The 17,463-nt window shown below is 52.5% G+C and carries 16 protein-coding genes; 9 read left to right on the top strand and 7 right to left on the bottom strand.

Annotated features, from left to right (window positions below; all coding sequences use genetic code 11):
* Positions 1-38 precede the first annotated feature (38 nt).
* Positions 39-806, top strand: a complete 768-nt coding sequence (locus PLIM_RS12965; RefSeq protein ID WP_013110774.1) for an ABC transporter ATP-binding protein — start codon at positions 39-41, stop codon at positions 804-806.
* 96 nt (positions 807-902) lie between these two features.
* On the opposite strand, the gene PLIM_RS12960 is transcribed toward PLIM_RS12965, so the two are convergent.
* Positions 903-1,325, bottom strand: a complete 423-nt coding sequence (locus tag PLIM_RS12960) for a hypothetical protein (RefSeq protein ID WP_013110773.1) — start codon at positions 1,323-1,325, stop codon at positions 903-905.
* A gap of 1,029 nt (positions 1,326-2,354) precedes the next feature.
* On the opposite strand from PLIM_RS12960, the gene PLIM_RS12955 reads away from it, so the two are divergent.
* Both PLIM_RS12955 and tsaD read left to right on the top strand, forming a co-directional pair.
* Positions 2,355-3,875, top strand: a complete 1,521-nt coding sequence (locus PLIM_RS12955) for a S41 family peptidase (protein ID WP_013110771.1) — start codon at positions 2,355-2,357, stop codon at positions 3,873-3,875.
* Between the two features lie 49 nt (positions 3,876-3,924).
* Complete coding sequence (gene tsaD / locus PLIM_RS12950; protein WP_013110770.1) at positions 3,925-5,067, top strand: tRNA (adenosine(37)-N6)-threonylcarbamoyltransferase complex transferase subunit TsaD; 1,143 nt, start codon at positions 3,925-3,927, stop codon at positions 5,065-5,067.
* A 67-nt stretch (positions 5,068-5,134) separates the two neighbouring features.
* Here tsaD and PLIM_RS12945 read toward each other — a convergent pair whose 3' ends face one another.
* The gene (locus PLIM_RS12945) at positions 5,135-6,316 is read right to left on the bottom strand and encodes an LptF/LptG family permease (RefSeq protein WP_041401719.1); all 1,182 of its coding nucleotides are present in this window, start codon (positions 6,314-6,316) and stop codon (positions 5,135-5,137) included.
* Between the two features lie 355 nt (positions 6,317-6,671).
* On the opposite strand from PLIM_RS12945, the gene PLIM_RS12935 reads away from it, so the two are divergent.
* The 6 genes from PLIM_RS12935 (at position 6,672) to PLIM_RS12910 (ending at position 12,998) form a co-directional block, all read left to right on the top strand.
* The gene (locus PLIM_RS12935; protein ID WP_013110768.1) at positions 6,672-6,902 is read left to right on the top strand and encodes a hypothetical protein; all 231 of its coding nucleotides are present in this window, start codon (positions 6,672-6,674) and stop codon (positions 6,900-6,902) included.
* Positions 6,903-6,971: 69 nt separating this feature from the next.
* Positions 6,972-7,268, top strand: a complete 297-nt coding sequence (locus tag PLIM_RS12930) for an Hpt domain-containing protein (protein ID WP_013110767.1) — start codon at positions 6,972-6,974, stop codon at positions 7,266-7,268.
* Between the two features lie 429 nt (positions 7,269-7,697).
* The gene (locus PLIM_RS12925) at positions 7,698-8,201 is read left to right on the top strand and encodes a hypothetical protein (protein ID WP_013110766.1); all 504 of its coding nucleotides are present in this window, start codon (positions 7,698-7,700) and stop codon (positions 8,199-8,201) included.
* A gap of 175 nt (positions 8,202-8,376) precedes the next feature.
* Entirely contained in the window at positions 8,377-8,691 is a 315-nt protein-coding gene (locus PLIM_RS12920) for a hypothetical protein (RefSeq protein ID WP_013110765.1), read from the top strand.
* 360 nt (positions 8,692-9,051) lie between these two features.
* Positions 9,052-11,556, top strand: a complete 2,505-nt coding sequence (locus PLIM_RS12915) for a vWA domain-containing protein (RefSeq protein ID WP_013110764.1) — start codon at positions 9,052-9,054, stop codon at positions 11,554-11,556.
* Between the two features lie 56 nt (positions 11,557-11,612).
* On the top strand, positions 11,613-12,998 hold the full coding sequence (locus PLIM_RS12910; protein WP_013110763.1) for a hypothetical protein: 1,386 nt from the start codon (positions 11,613-11,615) through the stop codon (positions 12,996-12,998).
* Positions 12,999-13,182: 184 nt separating this feature from the next.
* Here the strand turns inward: PLIM_RS12910 and pheS are convergent, their stop codons facing one another.
* The 5 genes from pheS to fliM form a co-directional block, all read right to left on the bottom strand.
* Positions 13,183-14,187, bottom strand: coding sequence for a phenylalanine--tRNA ligase subunit alpha (gene pheS / locus PLIM_RS12905; protein WP_013110762.1), 1,005 nt, complete (start codon positions 14,185-14,187; stop codon positions 13,183-13,185).
* Between the two features lie 252 nt (positions 14,188-14,439).
* Positions 14,440-14,832 (bottom strand): 50S ribosomal protein L20, encoded by a 393-nt coding sequence (rplT, locus tag PLIM_RS12900; RefSeq protein ID WP_013110760.1) that lies wholly within the window; start codon positions 14,830-14,832, stop codon positions 14,440-14,442.
* A 114-nt stretch (positions 14,833-14,946) separates the two neighbouring features.
* The gene (gene rpmI, locus PLIM_RS12895; protein WP_013110759.1) at positions 14,947-15,147 is read right to left on the bottom strand and encodes a 50S ribosomal protein L35; all 201 of its coding nucleotides are present in this window, start codon (positions 15,145-15,147) and stop codon (positions 14,947-14,949) included.
* Positions 15,148-15,455: 308 nt separating this feature from the next.
* The gene (gene infC, locus PLIM_RS12890) at positions 15,456-15,965 is read right to left on the bottom strand and encodes a translation initiation factor IF-3 (protein ID WP_390416245.1); all 510 of its coding nucleotides are present in this window, start codon (positions 15,963-15,965) and stop codon (positions 15,456-15,458) included.
* 303 nt (positions 15,966-16,268) lie between these two features.
* Positions 16,269-17,396 carry a flagellar motor switch protein FliM gene (fliM, locus tag PLIM_RS12885; protein ID WP_013110757.1) on the bottom strand — a complete coding sequence of 376 codons (1,128 nt, stop codon included), beginning with the start codon at positions 17,394-17,396 and terminating at the stop codon, positions 16,269-16,271.
* Positions 17,397-17,463 lie beyond the last annotated feature (67 nt).

Raw genomic sequence — 17,463 nt, 5'->3', positions numbered from 1 at the left:
ACAAAGTTTATTTCGACCTTAGTCGTGAGGGCGGCCTGATGTCCGATCCTGTTGTCGACGAATCTTGCGAGACAATCTTGCTCAGTTCAGCCATGCCACCTCATGCACAGCTTGTCGCCACGGGGATCGATAAGGCTTACCGCAAGGGAGATCATCAGGTTCCTGTACTTCGCGGAGTCGATATCTCGATTGATCGCGGAGAGTTTCTATCGATCGTGGGCCAATCGGGCTCAGGGAAAAGCACGCTACTGCATTTGATGGGGTTACTGGATGCCCCTGATCTGGGTGAAGTGCTGCTTGATGGACAGCGGATTGATGATCTGCCAGCCCGCACCCGTGATCAGATTCGTAATCGCGTCTTTGGCTTCGTGTTTCAGTTCTATCATCTGATGCCTGAACTGACGCTGGTGGAGAATGTGGTTCTGCCACTGATGATCCGCCATTCGATCTGGTCGTATTGGAAGAACCGTCGATCGCATATTGACCGGGCCAAACAATTGATCGACCGCGTGGGGTTATCGCATCGATTGACGCATAAGCCTTCGGAGCTTTCCGGTGGTGAAATGCAGCGGGCAGCCATTGCCCGGGCACTCGTTTCGCAACCTCAGATACTGCTTGCCGATGAGCCGACGGGCAACCTGGATGAAAAGACTGGTCGCGAAATTATGGATCTGCTCAAACGGCTCAATACCGAAGAGCAGCTTTCGATTGTGATGGTGACCCACGATGCCCAGTTAGCGCGAGAAGCGACCCGAACTGTGCGGCTGACTGCAGGTCGTGTAGAAGCACTGGCTGGAGCTGCCTGAAGCCTCGGGTCTTAACGACTGTCGAGATGTCTCGATACGAGTTGTGAGTCGAAGAGGTCTATCGAATCAACGAACTCAGTGACACAAATTTCACTGTCACGTATCGGATTTGGGATTAATTCGATAAGTCCCGGTTTTGGAGTCGTGATAGATCTGTGGGGTATTGTACAGGCACTGGTACAAAACATTCCTGAAGTTTTTACTGGAAGTTTTGTAGCCCGTTTCGATGATCTTGTCACTCAGGTCAGAGAGCGCATACCCTGGCGGATGGTTTGTCAGAATGGAGATCACTGTGTGTCTGAGCGAGACAGGATTCCGTCCGCGACCGCTGTTGTAAGCTGGTGAGCGACTCGGGGTGAAATCGGCCCCCCCTTGAAGCTCAGTAATCCGTCGCGAAATGACGTCGAGTTCTTTTTGGAGCTTATCTCGCTGACCGATCAGCGAGGTCAATTCCTGGCGACGTTTTGTCAGCATGCGTTCGAGTTCTGCTACGGTGAGCTCTGCGGATGGTTCAACCATAATATCAGCCAGACTTTCGTGAGTTCAGGTGCCTGCATACCTGACCGAATAACACACCAGTGACAGTCTCCATGCATGTCTCTGTCGCGATTGTTCGATCTGTCGTGTTGGCAGTTTTCGTAGTCCGTTTTTCAAGGGTTGAGTTGGAGTGCACTCACTCTGCCCAGGTTAAGACGGTTACATCGATGGTCGAGGAGATGACTCTCCCATCAGTAACGACGACTCACACGTTTTCGTATCTGCCTCAGTTTTTCGCAGCGGGTCAGGGGGATGGATAAAAAGATCAAAACAACCGGGCGTCTTTGAGAGCCTAGCCATAACTTAACAGATTTCAACCATACGACGTAAAAACCTGAGGTTTCAAATCCGTAAGTGTTGGTTGTTATCGGCTTTCTGTTCAGTAGGTGGGCTGTCTTTCAGAGAGAATTGTGCTTTGTTTGGGAGTAAGTTACGGAAATTTCGAGTCCATGAGGTGTAAACCTGAGTGATCGGCTGTGATCAAATTTAGTCGCTCCACTTGTACTCCCTGGTGCGTTGGCTTGACGTGAGTGAAGTGTCGCAAGGTTTATAGAAGAATCGGCGTTGATATCAAGCGAATCGATCATTTGAGGTGTTTACGGTGATTGTTGTTAACTGTAATTTTTGGATGTTGGAATGGATCCCAATGCGGCTTACCCGATCCTGTTGAACCCTGATTGCTCATGGAAAGTCAGTGGGTTGTGGTTGTTGGTGCAAGAGCCAATTCATGAGAGCATTGAGTTCCAATCAGAGATTGTTTCCGTTCAGACATTTCTGAAGAAAAGGTTTGTAGCGACCATACTGTGAAATGACTAAGCTGTAAGATACTCGAATCGATGGTGAATGTGCTTAAGTGGCTGACGGCGCTACTCATCGGGAATCTGCTCGCTTGGATTGGGACAGCCGGTACAGTCAGTTGATTGCAGGCCACCTGATCACTTTAAACAACTCAGAAACAAAGTCAGCAAGGCACGAAAAAAACTGTTAAGCCTGTCACACAGGAGGAACCTTATGTTTTCAGCTCGGATGCAGTTTCTACCGCCGAATGCGGGATCACTTTCCCACACGGGCTGTGCCAGTCGGTGGTTACCAGGCGGCTGGTCTCGTGAGGTTTGGCTGGCTTTGTTCTGCGGCGCCGTTTTGCTGGCGATGGCACCGACATCGCTGGTGCTGGCAGACGAAGAAAAGGCCACACCTCCGGATGCTCGGGAGAAAGAATATTACGAGTTGATGAAACTGTTTGTCGATTCGTTTGAACAGGTCGAACGCAACTATGTGAAACCTGTGGATCGCAAGCAACTGCTGGAATCGGCCTTGAGGGGCATGCTGGCTGACCTGGATCCGTATTCGTCTTACATCGATTCATCGGGTCTGGCTGAATTCACTCAGCAGGTGGAGCAGGAGTTTGGCGGGATCGGCATTCAGGTTTCCCTCGATCCCAAAACGCGGCAGCTCGTCGTCATGACACCACTACCCGGGACACCGGCCTATAAAGCTGGAATTCGTGCCGGAGATCGAATTCTTTCGATCGCGGGAAAACCGACAGCCGAGTTCGCCGATGGTAAAGAACTCGAATCAGCCGTCGTGCTGATGAAAGGTAAACCCGGCGAGATCGTGAAGCTGAGTGTGCTTCACGAGACCGAATCGACACCCGTGGAGCTGGACGTCGAACGGGCCATTATTCGTACTCCTTCCGTGCTGGGTGATAAGTACAACGAGGACGGTAGCTGGTCGTTCTACCTCGATGGGCTCGACAAAGTGGCTTATGTCCGGCTCTCTCAGTTCGGCAGGAACAGTGCTGACGAAATCAAATCAACTCTGAAGGAGTTGGATCAGCAGGGGATGAAGGGCTTGATTCTCGATCTGCGATACAACCCGGGCGGGCTGTTGACGGCCGCCACTGAAATTGCCGACATGTTTCTTGATAGTGGTGTGATTGTGAGCACTCGTGGTCGCAATACCGAGGAACAGGTTTTCAAGGCAAAGAAGTCGGGGACGTTTCGCGATTTTCCTGTTGTTGTGCTGGTGAACCGCTTCAGTGCTTCCGCCAGTGAGATTTTAAGTGCCGCACTGCAGGATCATGATCGAGCGATCATTGTGGGTGAGAGATCGTGGGGGAAAGGGAGCGTACAGAATGTCATCAATGTCGATGGTGGCAAGAGCGCACTCAAGCTGACCACAGCCAGCTATCATCGCCCCAGTGGTAAGAACATTCATCGCTTCCCTAATTCGAAGGAAACCGATGAATGGGGTGTCAAACCCACCGAGGGCTATGAAGTGAAAATGACACCTGAGCAGATGCAGAAATATCTGGAATACCGTCGGCAGCGCGATGTCCTGCGGAAAGAAGCCGGAGCTTCGACGTTTGATGATCCTCAGTTGGCAAAGGCTGTGGAGTATCTGAAGTCCAAAATCTCGCCGGCTGCAGAAGCCAAGCCAGAAGAAGACAAAGATAAAGCCAAGGCTGAAACATCCCCGGCTGGGACTGCTCCTCAAGGTGATTCTGCTTCCAAAGAAAATTCTGCCAGGTAGAGACGGTAGATTTTCCTGATCCGAACTTTTGAGAGAATCTGGAATCCACTTGCTTCCATCTGATGTTGTTACGCCAGATTCTGCAGCGTCAGTGGCTGCAGAATCTTCTGAAAGTGGCTTTCTGCTGGCGATCGAATCTTCCTGTGATGAAACGGCCGCAGCAGTGATTGATCGCCAGCGGCGGGTGCTCTCGAATGTGGTGGCGAGCCAGTTTGAATTGCATACTCGCTTTGGTGGCGTGGTTCCCGAAATGGCGTCGCGGGCTCATGTGCAGAACATTCTGCCGGTGATCGATGAAGCGATCAGGCAGGCGGGGATTCGTCTTACAGATTTGACCGCCATTGCTGTCGCGACAACACCTGGACTGGTCGGTTCGTTACTCATTGGATTGACAGCTGCAAAAACCCTGGCATGGAGCCTGGGAGTGCCGCTGGTCGCGATTGATCACCTGCAGGCACACATTTACGCCTGCCAGTTGGCATTATGGTCGCAATCGGGTCAAGCCGCTGGGCAAAAGGGTCAGGCGGAGTCGATCTATCCCTGTGTGGGAATGGTCGTGAGTGGCGGACACTCGAACCTCTATGCGTGTGCTTCGCCGGTCGATTTTGAGCTCTTAGGGGCTACGACAGATGATGCTGCAGGTGAAGCCTTCGATAAAGTTGCCAAGGTCCTCGATTTAGGGTTTCCAGGTGGCCCGGCGATCGAGAAGTTTGCCAAAGCCGGCCGGGCGGATGCTTTTGCCTTTCCCCGGACTTTCATTCACGAAGATCGACTCGATTTCAGCTTTAGTGGCTTGAAGACTGCCGTGCTATATGCGGCTCATGGAATTCAAGGAGCTAAAGTTCAGCCCCCACCATTGGATGATGCCCGTCGAGCCGATCTGGCAGCGAGTTTTCAGGCGGCTGTCGTCGATGTTCTGGTTGCAAAAGCGGTTCAGGCTTTGAAAAAGACGAGATATTCCTCGCTCTGTGTGGGTGGTGGTGTGGCAGCCAATCAGGCTTTTCGGGAAAAGCTGGAGCAAGTGGCGAAAAAGCGAGGTTTCCGACTTCATGTCGCTCCGCGGGAATTGTGTACCGATAATGCAGCGATGGGAGGCCTGGGTTGGGAACTGGTCGAAAAAGGTCGATTGGCACCACTCGATCTGGATGTTTCCCCAGGGCTGATTCGCACGGCAGTCCCGCGGAAATCGTGATGAGGATCGTCTCAGGCGAGACTGAAGATTCGGGAATCTGGTCTCATCGTGCGGATGCCCGATCTGTTTAATTGCGGGCCAGTTGTCGAATGATGTAGAGGAATCCCAAGGTGAGAGCACCATTAGGGAGCCAGACCGCCCATGAGGGATCGACCTTGCCGACTTTGCTGAGATTTTGAGCCATCATGGAGAGTGGGTAATAGACCACCAGGATCGGAACAAAACAGAAGAGAAAACTGGTCAGAAACTGGTTCTTGGCCATATAGACGGCAAATGGTGCACCCACGAGCACGAAGAAAAAACAGCCAAACGCCATGGAAATGCGGTTGTGGAGTTCAGTGGTCAGTTTCATGCTGCGGTTGCGTTCTTCGTCGACCTGATAGCGACTGACAGCGAACTCTTTTTCCCCAAAGCGATCAAAATCGCCGGATGCCAGAATGAGAGCGGCCTCAATAGCCAGTTGGCGGGTGGCTGTGGCATCGCCTGTCGCCATCGCTCGCGTTTCTGCCAGAATTTCCCGGGATGTCATATCTCGGGATTTGGCCTTCTGACTGCGGTTGGGCAGGGGGAATTCGCGAGCATCATAGCGGAAGCGAACACGCGTATTGGCATCATCCGGAAGGCTGATGTAGCCATCTTTGAATTCCATGACAACGACATCACGGTCGAGATCAAAGCGGAGCCTGGCCTCTTTGGCCTGCACAGTGACCGGTTTATTGCCACGCATGTATCGGAACGTGGGCATGTAAAGCGTGCGGTCGCGGACATCCATGACGGTGATCGAGAGCCCTTGATCGCGTAGATTCAACTGGTTCTGGGCTTTGAGGACATCGAAAAAAATGTCTTCGACAGCCATTGCGATGGTTCGCTGGATACGCTTCATCGACCACGGAATCATCTGGTCGGTGATGACGAGCGTGAAGATGCTGAGAACCACACCCAGTAGAAAAGCCGGCCAGAGGACGGAGATGATATGAATGCCGGCTGCTTTCGCAGCGATGATTTCCTGATCACCCGATAATCGGCCGTAAACGACGCAAACCGTCAGGAGCAGTGCCGTTGGAATTGTGAAAGGGAGCAGTGTCGGGATGATGAAGGGGAGGATCTGCAGGATCTGCATAGGCCCCAGGCCATGTTCTTTGGCCTCAACATAAACCCCGGCAAAGACGAGCAAAAGCGTAAAGCCCGCAGCACTGACGGCGAACACCTTCAGTAAATCGACCAGGATGTATCGCTGCAGCAGCGGCATCACGGTCGCTGTACTCCTCTGGTGAAATGGCCATGCGGATGTCCTGAGGCATCCGGGGAATGAACTCAAGCAGGGTTTTCGAGAAAACCATGGAAATGGTCAAGGACGATTTTTCGCATCCCTGAGGCCGGTGGAGGCGTCAAGCCGAGCGGATACACCGGGATTAACGCGCGAGTTCACCTGATCCTTGAGGAATGAAGTTTTTGTATTGCAGTCGCTGGAGTGCAGAAGTCGATGGAAAACAGACATCGAAGTCAGTCATTTCGCTGGTAAGCGGCAAATGCAGGATCAGCTCCCATGAGCCGGTCAGATTTGTGCAACACCAGACATTTGCACCCTCCTGGCGAGGAAGATCATGGAAATTCTCAGGCACTTGATCGGTGATGACGCCACGGCTTTATTGCTGTGTGCTTCCGGGCTGGGCGCCGGGCTGGTATTGCTCAAGCTGGCTGGCTGGTTCCGTGCTGCTGAAGGACTGGATGCTCGTTCAGATGATGTCTGGCAATTGCCGGCGGATTTGCTTCCCAAGGTACCGAGTGAAGCGGTCCAGGTTCAAAATCATGGCTGGCAGGAAAAGGCCGCCTAACACAGGCTTCCACGCCGCTTCCTTTCGAGCCACCCAGCCGAAACTGTGTTGGAAACCAGGAATTGTTTGATGCAACCCGTTCGCTCTGAATATGCTTCTGATCCCGACTATGAAGAATTGATCGCTGATTTTGTGGCAGTGATGCCGGAGCGGATTTCTGAACTGGAACTGGTGCTGGGGCAAAAAGCCCACGATGAACTGAAGCGGAAGGCGCACCAGCTCAAAGGGGCTGGAGGTGGTTATGGATTCCCGGAGTTGAGCCTGCTGGCTGCTCAGGTGGAATCGGCCTGCCGGGAAAATCGGATGGATGACATTCTGGAGCTGACAGCCGAATTGATTTCCTACTTGCGGCGAATTTCAGTCTAACTTGAGGCTGGTCTTAACTTGTTTGTGGGTTATGGCTTACAATCTCTTTGAGCATGCGGATTTCCAGGTGGATGGCCTTGTTTTTCAGATTCCTCTTCATCGCGATGCCAGCGCGATCTCTCGTCTCAATCACTCCTGATGACGCGCATTTTCCCGGGATACCTTCCGGCGAAGTGATTCCTGAATCCGCGTGCTGAAGAAACAGGGACTTTTCCCCGGGGGATGCAGCAATTATGCTGTCAGGGAAGCCGTCTTGTGTGACCTAACACAGGAGATGACTTCCGGTCGGCACGAACGGCAAATTGAGTGCGGACCGACGAGTTGACTCCGCGAATGTGGAAAGTGCTCCTTAACAATCACACTTCCATGTGATTGGGCCGTATATTGCTGATTCGATATGCCCGTGGGATTTGAATTGAGGAAATGTAGATGCCGCCATCATTGAAGTTCGCTGGTGCTGTAAGCTGCCTGATTCTGGCTTTTGGTGCAGGGGTTAGCTGGCAGAAGGCCATGGTGCCACAAATCGCGGCTCAGGATGAGCAGTTTCAGGCTCCCTCAGAAGACACAGTCAAGAAGATTGTTGTTGCTTATGATTCATTGCGGGCCGCGATGGAAGGGCTCAAGCAGGAGCAACGATATGTTCCTGCGACAAAATCTCTGAATCCTTATGGTGTGATTGTCGGCGGGCTGGATGTGGTTTCCGATCTGGAATCAGGACGAGGCGTCGATCCTTACACGTTTGCAGCTCTGTATTCAGGCGATGCGACAGACGAAATTGCGACTCATCTGACGAAGGATGAGGAAGGTCGTTTGATGTACAAGAACCGCGTTATCCGCATGTATCCGATTTCCCGCTTCAAAAAGCTCGAAGGACAGCGGATCAGCCTCACCAGCGGAAAGGCTGCGGCGGCAGAAGCAGCTCCGGAGAATTAAGCGTCGATCGCGGATGGAATGGTCATCTCTTTCCGACCAGGTCAATGTTGTGCTGTTCACATGCAAACTGAGACCAGCCACGACATTTCCGTCGGTAGGGCGGGATCGTTTGCTGAAAGCTCAATACAGGTTGGGTTGCGATCTCCTGGGATGGAGAATTTAAGGAGCATCGACGATGTCTCAACCACCCAGTGTCTCGACGTACACCCTGGCATGCGTGCTGACATTCTTGACGTTATTTGAACTTCAAATCGTTCTGACTGTGCTGCGTTTCAGCGGTGTTGATCCTGGCGGAAATCGACCATGGGTGCGGGCCGGTTTAATGGTAGTGCCGCTCGCCATGATGGTTTTCTATATTTTCTGGGGCAGAACTGAGTTTGAAAAGGTGCGGCATCTGCGCGGCCGGTTCCAACTCACGACGATGCAGAGCTTGCTCGTGGTCGTCTGGATTTTAGGGGCGGTCGTTCTAGGAATGCAGGCGATTGGATAAGAATCAGGTTTCAATCGAACATTCGCTTTTTTGCGGGTATATTCTCATAGAGGCCGCAGTTTTGCGGCCTTTAAAATCATGTTCGGGTTATGCGGGTTGCAAGACTCATTCGCCTGTGAAGAACAGAAATCACGGTCATTGAGCGACTTCGCCGATCTTCCCGACGACCACCGATGAGACGGATTGCGCCGGGTAAGTGTGGTTTTTGCCAATTTGCACCCGAGAAGCGAGAAGATTTTTCTTCAAAGGTGTTGGTTCATGGCGGTAAACTTTGCGGATCAGGAAATCTGTCTGCTGTTGAAATGTTGATTCAGCAGCCCCATCTCGAAGATTCGGCCAGAAGTTCTGGAAAGCTCAAACATGCATTTCCTCTCTCAGCGTCAGTGGTCACGACTGGTGCTCTGCACACTCCTCAGCGGTTCGGTAGCGATTCCTCTCTCGTGGGCGGATGAGAAAGCCACCAGCCCTGCTGGAGCTGCCAATGCCCGCATTTCCCGGCCAGTCGCCACGACTGCTGGCGACCAGCAGGGAGTTCGCGCACAGGTCTTTCAGCAGGCAGATGCTGATGGGACGACTTACTCGGCAATTGCCTTGCGAGGGAAAAATCTTGCTCCGGTAGCGGGCCCGCAAGAACTGATTGTTCTGGTCGATACTTCCGCCAGCCAGGTGGGTGCCTATCGTCAGGGTAGCCTCGAACTGGTGAGCGAATTGCTCAAATCGCTTCCTCAAGAAGTCACAGTCAGGGTGGCTGCCGTCGATGTGGGTGTTGAATCCCTCATGGGGGAATTCGCATCCTCGACGACACCGGCTGCCGTTTCAGCTGTTCAACAGTTGAAGATGAGAACACCTCTGGGAGCCACCAATCTTCCAGCGGCTCTGGATGAAGTTTCAGGCTGGTTTACCCAAAAAGGGCCTCGACATATTCTTTACGTTGGTGATGGTCATAGCACTGCCGAGTATGTTTCGATCGAACGATTTCAGACCACTTTAAGCCAGTTGGAAAAGCAGCAGGTCGCTGTTCACAGCTATGTCCTCGGGCCTAAATTCAACGGCAAATTAATTGGTTCACTCGCTCAGCAGACGGGTGGAGCCTTGTGGTGCCTGCCTTCAGCCACACCGGCGGCTGATGCCCCACAAGTCGCTGCCTCAATTACCGCACCCATCCTGCGAGTGGAAGAGTTTCAGGTTGAGGGTGATGCCGCTTTTGAACTCATTCCTGCCCGTGGCCTGCCACTCAGGTCCGATCGCGAGACTGTTTATCTGGGCCGTGGAACAATTCATGGCGAAGAACTGACAATCCGTGGTGAAGTCGCCGGTCGGGCTGTCATCGAGAAATTCAACCTGGCTCCATCCTCTACCCATGCGGCATTCCTGCCCGCCTTTGTACGACAGGTGATTTCGGAAAAAGGGATCACCAATTCATTAGCAGGCCTGGAAGCTTTGGGCCTGGCCAGCAGTGAATTTGAAGAAGGTAGTCGATTACTGGCAGCCCGGGCTGAAAAGGCGTCACGCGAAGGTGATCGTCAGGTGCTCGCACAACTGGCTGCCCAGGCCAAAGTCCTTTCCGTTCAAAGTGCTGCCATCGAACGACTGGTCGCGGCTCCTCAGGAAGCACCCGCAGCCAGTGCACCCATGGTCGAACGAACTGTTCCAGGCCAAGGGCCATCACTGCTCGATGAGCGGGAACAACTGATTCGAGTTCAAGCCGAGAAGTTACGGCAGCAGGTCAGTTCGACAGTGCAGTTTGCCCGTTCAGCCGTTGATTCTGGCGCGGCACTCGATGAACTCAAACGATCACTCACCGCTGTTCGGTCTGCGATTGATATTAATGCTGAAGAGCGTGTGCGTCTCGAACGAGTCCTTGGCTCGGAAATTCTCGCCACGACAAATCGCATTGAAAAAGAAAACCTGGATCGCGTTCGCAATCTGGAACGCTCAGCCCAGCTTGAGGCTCAGCAGCGTCTTGTCGAACAATCGGTTCTGGATGATGAACGCCTCGCGAATCTGATTGACCGCATTCGTGCTCTGATGAATGCGGGATGGCATGGTGATGATGCCGCCTTCTCGGAAGCTGAGGCTGTGGCCCGAGTCGCGGTCGATCTGGAACCCAATAGTGGTGCAGCCGCAGCGGCTCTGTTCAATGCCGAAGCAGCCACACAGTTACGCCGGGTGTTCCGTTTGCGGGCTCGCCGAGCGGATATGTTCCTGGAAACACTTTACCAGGTTGAACTCTCGCACGTGCCATTCCCGGATGAACCTCCGATTGTCTTCCCACCGGCCGAAGTCTGGAAGGCATTGAGCGAACGACGCAAGCGTTACCAGTCGGTTGACCTGAGGCAGAACAGCCCCAATGAGCAGAAGATTCTGTCAGCGTTGGATCAGCCCACTGAAGTGGAATTCATTGATACCTCTCTGAAGGACGCTCTGGACTTCATCGAAGATCTCCATAAGATCGAGATCTGGATCAATGAAGCCAAGATCATGGAAGAGGGGATCGCAATCGATCAACCAGTGAATCTGCAGCTTTCAGGTGTCAGTTTGCGGAGTGCACTCCGACTGATGCTGGAACCTTTGCAGCTTACTTATGTGATTCGTAACGAAGTGATGGAGATCACTACGCTCACCGATGCTGAAACCGCACTTTCCACCCGAGTTTATCCTGTCGCTGACCTGGTGATCCCGATTCAATCGTTCTTTGGTGCCGGTGGTTTGGGTGGTGGTAACAATGGCCAGCAGAACGGTGGCCAGCAGAATGGTTTAGGCGGACAAGGTGGTCAGGGTGGACAGCAGGGCTTTGGTGGCGGTGGAGGCGGAAACTTCTTCAGTCTGCCTGCTGAGCAACTAAAAAAAAACCAGACCCGATAAACTCGACTCAGAGTTCTAAGTGCCTTAATGAAACTGCGGAGTTTGGGCAGGAGGTTTTGCCACCTGCCCCACTTCGCAGTTCTGTTTTTTCAAAGAGAACCTTCTGCCAGAAAAAAGACTCCGCACCGGCGGACATCACTTCCAAAACGGTGAGTTTCAAATCGCCAGAAGAATGGGATCGGTTTCTGGTAGAGAAATCACCCAAGCAAGATGTTGTCCGAGAGCTGATTACCGGATTTTCTTCATCAGGTCAGCATGCAGCAGCCATAGGTCTCATTGAGGCCTCAATCCGGGCTGGCCAGGTTCAGCCCTGGATGCACGAGGTGCTGGCGTTATCGATGGAGCTTGATAAACGCCCCAAAGCACAGATCGAGCGTGTCATGCTCTCGGGTGTCGATGTGGGTGCAAATGATCCCGCCTCATTGGCTTTTCTCGCCACCTACTTTTCTCGATTAGGGCGGCCCGAACGTGCACTGTCGTTACTAGACCAGGCGGTTCGGCAAGATCCAACGCGGGTGGAGTTGTATTTACTAGCCACCAAAATCGCGATGTCCAATAAAGCCTGGGATACCATTTTGTGGAGTGCTCCCGGGTTGGCACAGCATGCCTGGGGTGCTGATCGGGAAGAGATGCTCAAGCTGGCAGAAGCGGCCACAATCGAAGCGACCACGGCTTTCCGCCAGAAGGGCGAGACTGCAACAGCAGAAATGTTGACTAAACAATTTGAGCAATCCAAAGCTTGCGATCTCAGTGTCAAAGTCGAGTGGAACGGTGCGGGTGATGTCGATCTGCTGGTAGATGAGCCCGGCGGGTCGACTTGTTCGCATGAAACTCCGCGAACTCCCGCAGGTGGATTACTTTCTCGTGACGGCTTTGGGCCACGTCAGGAAAACTGCCAGGAAGAATATGTCTGCCCGTTCGCTTTCGATGGTGAGTATCGAATTCGGATTCGTCATGTGCAGGGTGATATTGTGGGTAAGCGGGTGGCTGTCACGATCACTCGCCGCAAAGGTCAGACAGATGCTGACGAGACGACCCGGACGATTATCCTAGGAAAGGATGATCAGGAGTTACGAGTTCTCATGCGAGGTGGACGTCGTCAAGCGGCTGCCCCAGTTCCCGATGCTTCATCGCGTAAAGCGACCAAGCCAACAACATCCGGGAATGTCGTCCTCTCGGCGCTGAGAGGGCATATGCCGGATGCTCGAAACTGGCCACCACTGGCTCAGGTGGGGCCAAATGCTGGAGGAGGTGGTGGTGTGGGTGTCGGGGTGGCGCTGCAGGCACCTCAGGTCACGTCGATTGCCGAGGGAGTTTCCATGGCAGCGCTGGCGGTGGTTTCGGGAGATCGCCGATACGTCAGGCTGACATTGCAGCCTAACTTTACGGCAATTCGAGATGTGCTCCAGTTCAGCACAGCTTCCGGCCCAATTGGACGATGACCGTCACTTGCTGAGGGCGCTCCGCTGACGAAATGCACAAAAAGACCACCGGCTGTGTGCCATGCTTGCAGCTCTGGGCAAGCATGTTTTCGCAAGCAGCAACTCGCCGTTATCTGGTGGGAAACGAATCAGTCATTCCAAAGCTGTTACCACCAGCCACTGATAAAGATCCACGCGATCAACTCTAAAATTGCTTCAGGAACCGCAGGTCGTTTTCATAGAAAAGTCGAATATCGTCGATGCCGTGGCGCAGCATACAGAAGCGGGCAATCCCTAATCCAAATGCAAAGCCAGTGATCGTTTCGGGATCGTAACCGACATTTTCGAGAACCTGTGGATCGACCATCCCTGCACCACCGAGTTCCAGCCAGCCGTCTCGCCAGCGGACATCGACTTCGACAGATGGTTCTGTGAACGGGAAGAATGAGGGGCGGAAGCGGATTTCGACATCTTCACCCAGATAAGCGGCCGCGAACATCTTGAGCACACTCTTGAGAGTGGCCATCGTGACCCCTTCGCCGACCATCAGTCCTTCCATCTGATGGAACATCTGGTGGTGGGTGCGATCGATTTCATCCGGACGATAAACGCGGCCCACAGAGACAATTCTGACGGGAGGCTTCGTTCGTTCCATCACGCGAATCTGGACAGTTGAGGTCTGGCTTCGCAGAAGGATGGGCTGCCCGTTCGCTGTTTTAGCAGCCGCCAGGTAGAAATTGTCGAGTGGATCCCGTGCGGGGTGATCCTTAGGGATATTGAGCGCATCGAAATTGTGATATTCGTCTTCCAGCTCAGGGCCATCATCGACAGTGAACCCAAAGCGACCGATGATCTCTTTGAATTCTTCAATCGTCTGAGTAATAGGATGTTCCCGTCCTAACCTCGGAAGATTTCCCGGCAACGTGACATCAAAGTCTCGAGGCTGGCTCTCCGGACGAGAAAGCACTTCCACCCGGGCATCAAACAATTGAGTGACCCGCAGTTTCATATCATTAAAGGCCTGACCAATGGCCGGTCTTTCTGCGGGAGTCGCTTTCCCCAGTTCACTTTGCAGGTCTTTCAATCGCCCTTTGCTTTTCCCGAGAAAGAGGATGCGTACCTGCTCAAGATCAGCCACATTTCGTGCCGCTTCAATCGCTGCGGTTGCCTCTTGTTCAAAGACCTGAAAGGCCTCGTAGGCTGTACTCATTCGATTCTCATCCGGTGATTTTGGGTAAGTGATGGAGACCCGTTTCGTGGCAGGTGTCGCTTTATCGGTGAGTCAATTGTCCTGAAAATTCAGCGTACAGAGGAGCTTCATATAAAAGAAAAGGGGGCTGTGGATACTCCACGCCCCCAGAGAGACTCTTCAAACATTTGAAGACTGGGCGATCTCCCATCGCCAGAACCATATCCTTAACTTCCTGAATCGCCTGAAAGGCAGCATTCAGGAAACAAATGATTAGACAGCAGCCAGCTTGCGACCAAAATTGACATTGTTCTTTTGCAGTGCAGCCTTCACGAGGTTGGCCACTTCGTCGAATACGGCTGGGTGATGAATTGCCAGCTCGCTGAGGGACTTGCGATTGAGCTTGATCCCTGCAAGATCCATTCCGTTGATGAATCGGCTGTAAGACAGACCACGCATTTGAGCAGCGGCTGTAATACGAGTGATCCACAACGAGCGGAAGTCACGCTTGCGGGCGCGCCGGTCACGGAAGGCGAAGCAGCGGTTACGAACCACTGTTTCTTTCACCAGACGAATCTGCTTACTACGACCACCAACCTGACCGCGAGCTTCGCGGAAAAGCCGTTTGTGAGATTTATGGCGGGCAACTGCAAAACTGATACGCATAATAACCTGTCGTAAACTTCAAAGGGCGGTATTCGTGTGATCGTTGATCAGCAAAGAACAAACGATATGAACGCGTTCCCAGCCACAGTGGTCATTAAAAAATAGGCCTGTCGATTAGAGAATTGGCCGGAGACCTTCAATAATATTCTTGGCATTCGGGCCTGTCACCACGTTATCAAGACGGAGGTGACGCTTACGATTGCCACTTTTGTGAGACAAAAGGTGCCCGCGGTATGCACTCCGGTGCTTGGCCTTGCCACTTGCTGTGACTTTGAACCGCTTGAGCATTCCCTTGTGGGTCTTTTGCTTAGTCATAACTCTTCTCAACTTTGGCTGCCAACATGTCGGCAGACTGTCTGTCGTGAAATGCAGTGAAATTGCTGCGGCTCAACAAAGTCTTTCATCAAAGGATCTGTTCCTCTGATCAAAAGCCATCAATTCAGGAACGGGGAGTATAGTTCAGTGGCCCGGTAAATTTCCAGCGATCGCGCTCAATCACTCAAGAACGCAGAATGATGAATGAGCCGATGGATGGAAAGCAGGCGAAGTGAGCCGGTGATCTCTCAGAATAATCACGTTTGTGATGCAATTCGACTGTTTGCATCTGCTGTTAAGTCAACGTGTTATGTCTTGGGAGCCAGTACGGCAATCATGTTGCGTCCACCTTCCAGTTTGGGCATTTGCTCAACTTTACAGTGCTCTGCCAACTGCTGGATAATGTTCGCGAGAATTTCTTTACCGCGATCGTGATGCGCATTTTCACGACCACGAAAGATGATATTCAGCTTCACTTTGTCTTTTTGCGACAGAAATTCCTTCGCCTGCTTCACCTTAAACTCGATGTCGTGTTCACCAGTTTTGGGGCGGAGACGGATTTCCTTAATCTGCACCTGATGCTGCTTGGCCGAATTTGCGTGTTTTTTCTTCTGTTCATACTTGAACTTGCCGTAATCCATGATTCGGCAGACCGGAGGGCGCTCGCCAGGAGCGACCTCAACGAGATCCATGCCAACTTCGAGCGCCACACGCATGGCTTCCGAGGTGGGGATCACTCCTAACATTTTCCCTTCGTGATCAACCACCCGAATTGGGGAAAGTCGAATCTGATCATTAATACGATGCGTCGTTTCGATTGCCGTAATCTCCAGTAAGGAAAGAAGTTATCTCAAATATCCAATGGCCGCAAACTGCATGGAATCAGCCGTGAGGTGGCGTCTGGCAAGCAATTGCCCTTCTCGACTGCACCTTGTCTCAACTGATTTATACCGGAAATCGTACTGAGTCAACAAGTTGCCGCAAATTGAAGTTTTTTTGACATCTATTTTCGGTGGATCAGTTAGTCACGTTCAGCATATCCGGCGGTGGATACAAATCAATACTCGTTAATGTATTTGATGGCATGACGTGCATTGGGGAACTTGCACCACAAATGTCAGTTAGGTCCGGGGCTTGGGTGGATTGGTTTTCGGTTCAGTGACAGCTGGCGCCGTTTTAGTGGTCGATGATTCTGCGGCCGCTTGCAGCTTTTCGCGCAGAATATCCCGGCTGTGGGCCACCATTCCCGTGACGCGAATGGCCTTTTTCCCTTTGACGGCACCGGGTTTCGCCATAAACATCGGGCAGCCCTCGACCACCACTTCCAACCCATCTTCTTTGGGGTGTTCAGTCATGATCACATCTCCCACAGCCAGATGAGCCAGGTCTCGCGCTGTGAGTCGAGTGTGTGCCAGATTCACAATCATTTTGACGGCGGCCTTGGAAAGCCCGTCTTCCAGAATCACTCGCTGTTTGGGATCAAGCCCCTTCTTCTGATAAGCCGACCATGTGTCCGACGAGAGTTTTCCGGAAAGTGGCTCGATCGTATTGAATGGAATACACAGGTTCATGATGCCGCGGACTTCACCCATCGTGATCTCAAAACTGACCAGCACAATCACTTCGTTCGGTGGCACAATCTGCACCAGTTGAGGGTTACTCTCGATCTGAGTTACCTTCAGGCCCAGGCTGCACACGTTATGCCATGCGTTTTCAAGCCCATTGATCACCAGTAATGTGATCCGCGACACCAGTTGCAGTTCAATCTCAGTGAGCGGCCGACTGGGAATGCTCGGGATGCTTTCTTTCCCACCACCTAAGAGACGATCCACAATCGGAAAAATGATCGAAGGACTCAAATCCAGGATCAGATGTCCTTCAAGACCTTTCGATTCGAGGAGGTTGAAGCAGGTGGGGTTCTCCAGGCTGAAGACAAACTCGCTGTACGTTAATTGATCCACGCTGATCAGTTTGACTTCGACAATCGCTCGCAGCATCCCCGAAAGTGCAGCGCCAAACTCCCGGCTGAAACCTTCGTGCAATGCCTGAAAGGCACGCATCTGTTCTTTACTGACGCGCTCGGGACGCTTGAAATCGTAAACACTGATCTGCGGCCCATTTTCTCGCCGACGGACTGGTGTCGAACTGGGTGCCGGGCCGCTCATGGCAGAACCAGCATTACTGCGTGGAGCCGGATCGAGTGCTGCCAGCAGTGTCTCTACTTCCGACTGGCTGAGTACATCGGCCATGTTGTCTCTCCACTTCCCTGTCGAGATAAATTCCGTCGAAATGAACTCAGTCGAAATTCTTTGTTTA

This window comes from Planctopirus limnophila DSM 3776, assembly GCF_000092105.1.
Lineage (GTDB): Bacteria > Planctomycetota > Planctomycetia > Planctomycetales > Planctomycetaceae > Planctopirus > Planctopirus limnophila.
The sequence above is the reverse complement of the archived record's forward strand: the minus strand, read 5'-3'. Positions and strand labels throughout refer to the sequence as shown.

Bases quoted from the DNA above. Each gene is read 5' to 3' on its own strand.
- PLIM_RS12960 (WP_013110773.1), bottom strand. From the start codon at position 1,325: ATGGTTGAACCATCCGCAGAGCTCACCGTAGCAGAACTCGAACGCATG.
- PLIM_RS12925 (WP_013110766.1), top strand. From the start codon at position 7,698: ATGCCGCCATCATTGAAGTTCGCTGGTGCTGTAAGCTGCCTGATTCTG.
- PLIM_RS12945 (WP_041401719.1), bottom strand. From the start codon at position 6,316: ATGCCGCTGCTGCAGCGATACATCCTGGTCGATTTACTGAAGGTGTTC.
- PLIM_RS12930 (WP_013110767.1), top strand. From the start codon at position 6,972: ATGCAACCCGTTCGCTCTGAATATGCTTCTGATCCCGACTATGAAGAA.
- PLIM_RS12965 (WP_013110774.1), top strand. From the start codon at position 39: ATGTCCGATCCTGTTGTCGACGAATCTTGCGAGACAATCTTGCTCAGT.
- rplT (WP_013110760.1), bottom strand. From the start codon at position 14,832: ATGCGTATCAGTTTTGCAGTTGCCCGCCATAAATCTCACAAACGGCTT.
- PLIM_RS12955 (WP_013110771.1), top strand. From the start codon at position 2,355: ATGTTTTCAGCTCGGATGCAGTTTCTACCGCCGAATGCGGGATCACTT.
- fliM (WP_013110757.1), bottom strand. From the start codon at position 17,396: ATGGCCGATGTACTCAGCCAGTCGGAAGTAGAGACACTGCTGGCAGCA.
- PLIM_RS12920 (WP_013110765.1), top strand. From the start codon at position 8,377: ATGTCTCAACCACCCAGTGTCTCGACGTACACCCTGGCATGCGTGCTG.
- PLIM_RS12915 (WP_013110764.1), top strand. From the start codon at position 9,052: ATGCATTTCCTCTCTCAGCGTCAGTGGTCACGACTGGTGCTCTGCACA.
- PLIM_RS12935 (WP_013110768.1), top strand. From the start codon at position 6,672: ATGGAAATTCTCAGGCACTTGATCGGTGATGACGCCACGGCTTTATTG.
- rpmI (WP_013110759.1), bottom strand. From the start codon at position 15,147: ATGACTAAGCAAAAGACCCACAAGGGAATGCTCAAGCGGTTCAAAGTC.
- pheS (WP_013110762.1), bottom strand. From the start codon at position 14,187: ATGAGTACAGCCTACGAGGCCTTTCAGGTCTTTGAACAAGAGGCAACC.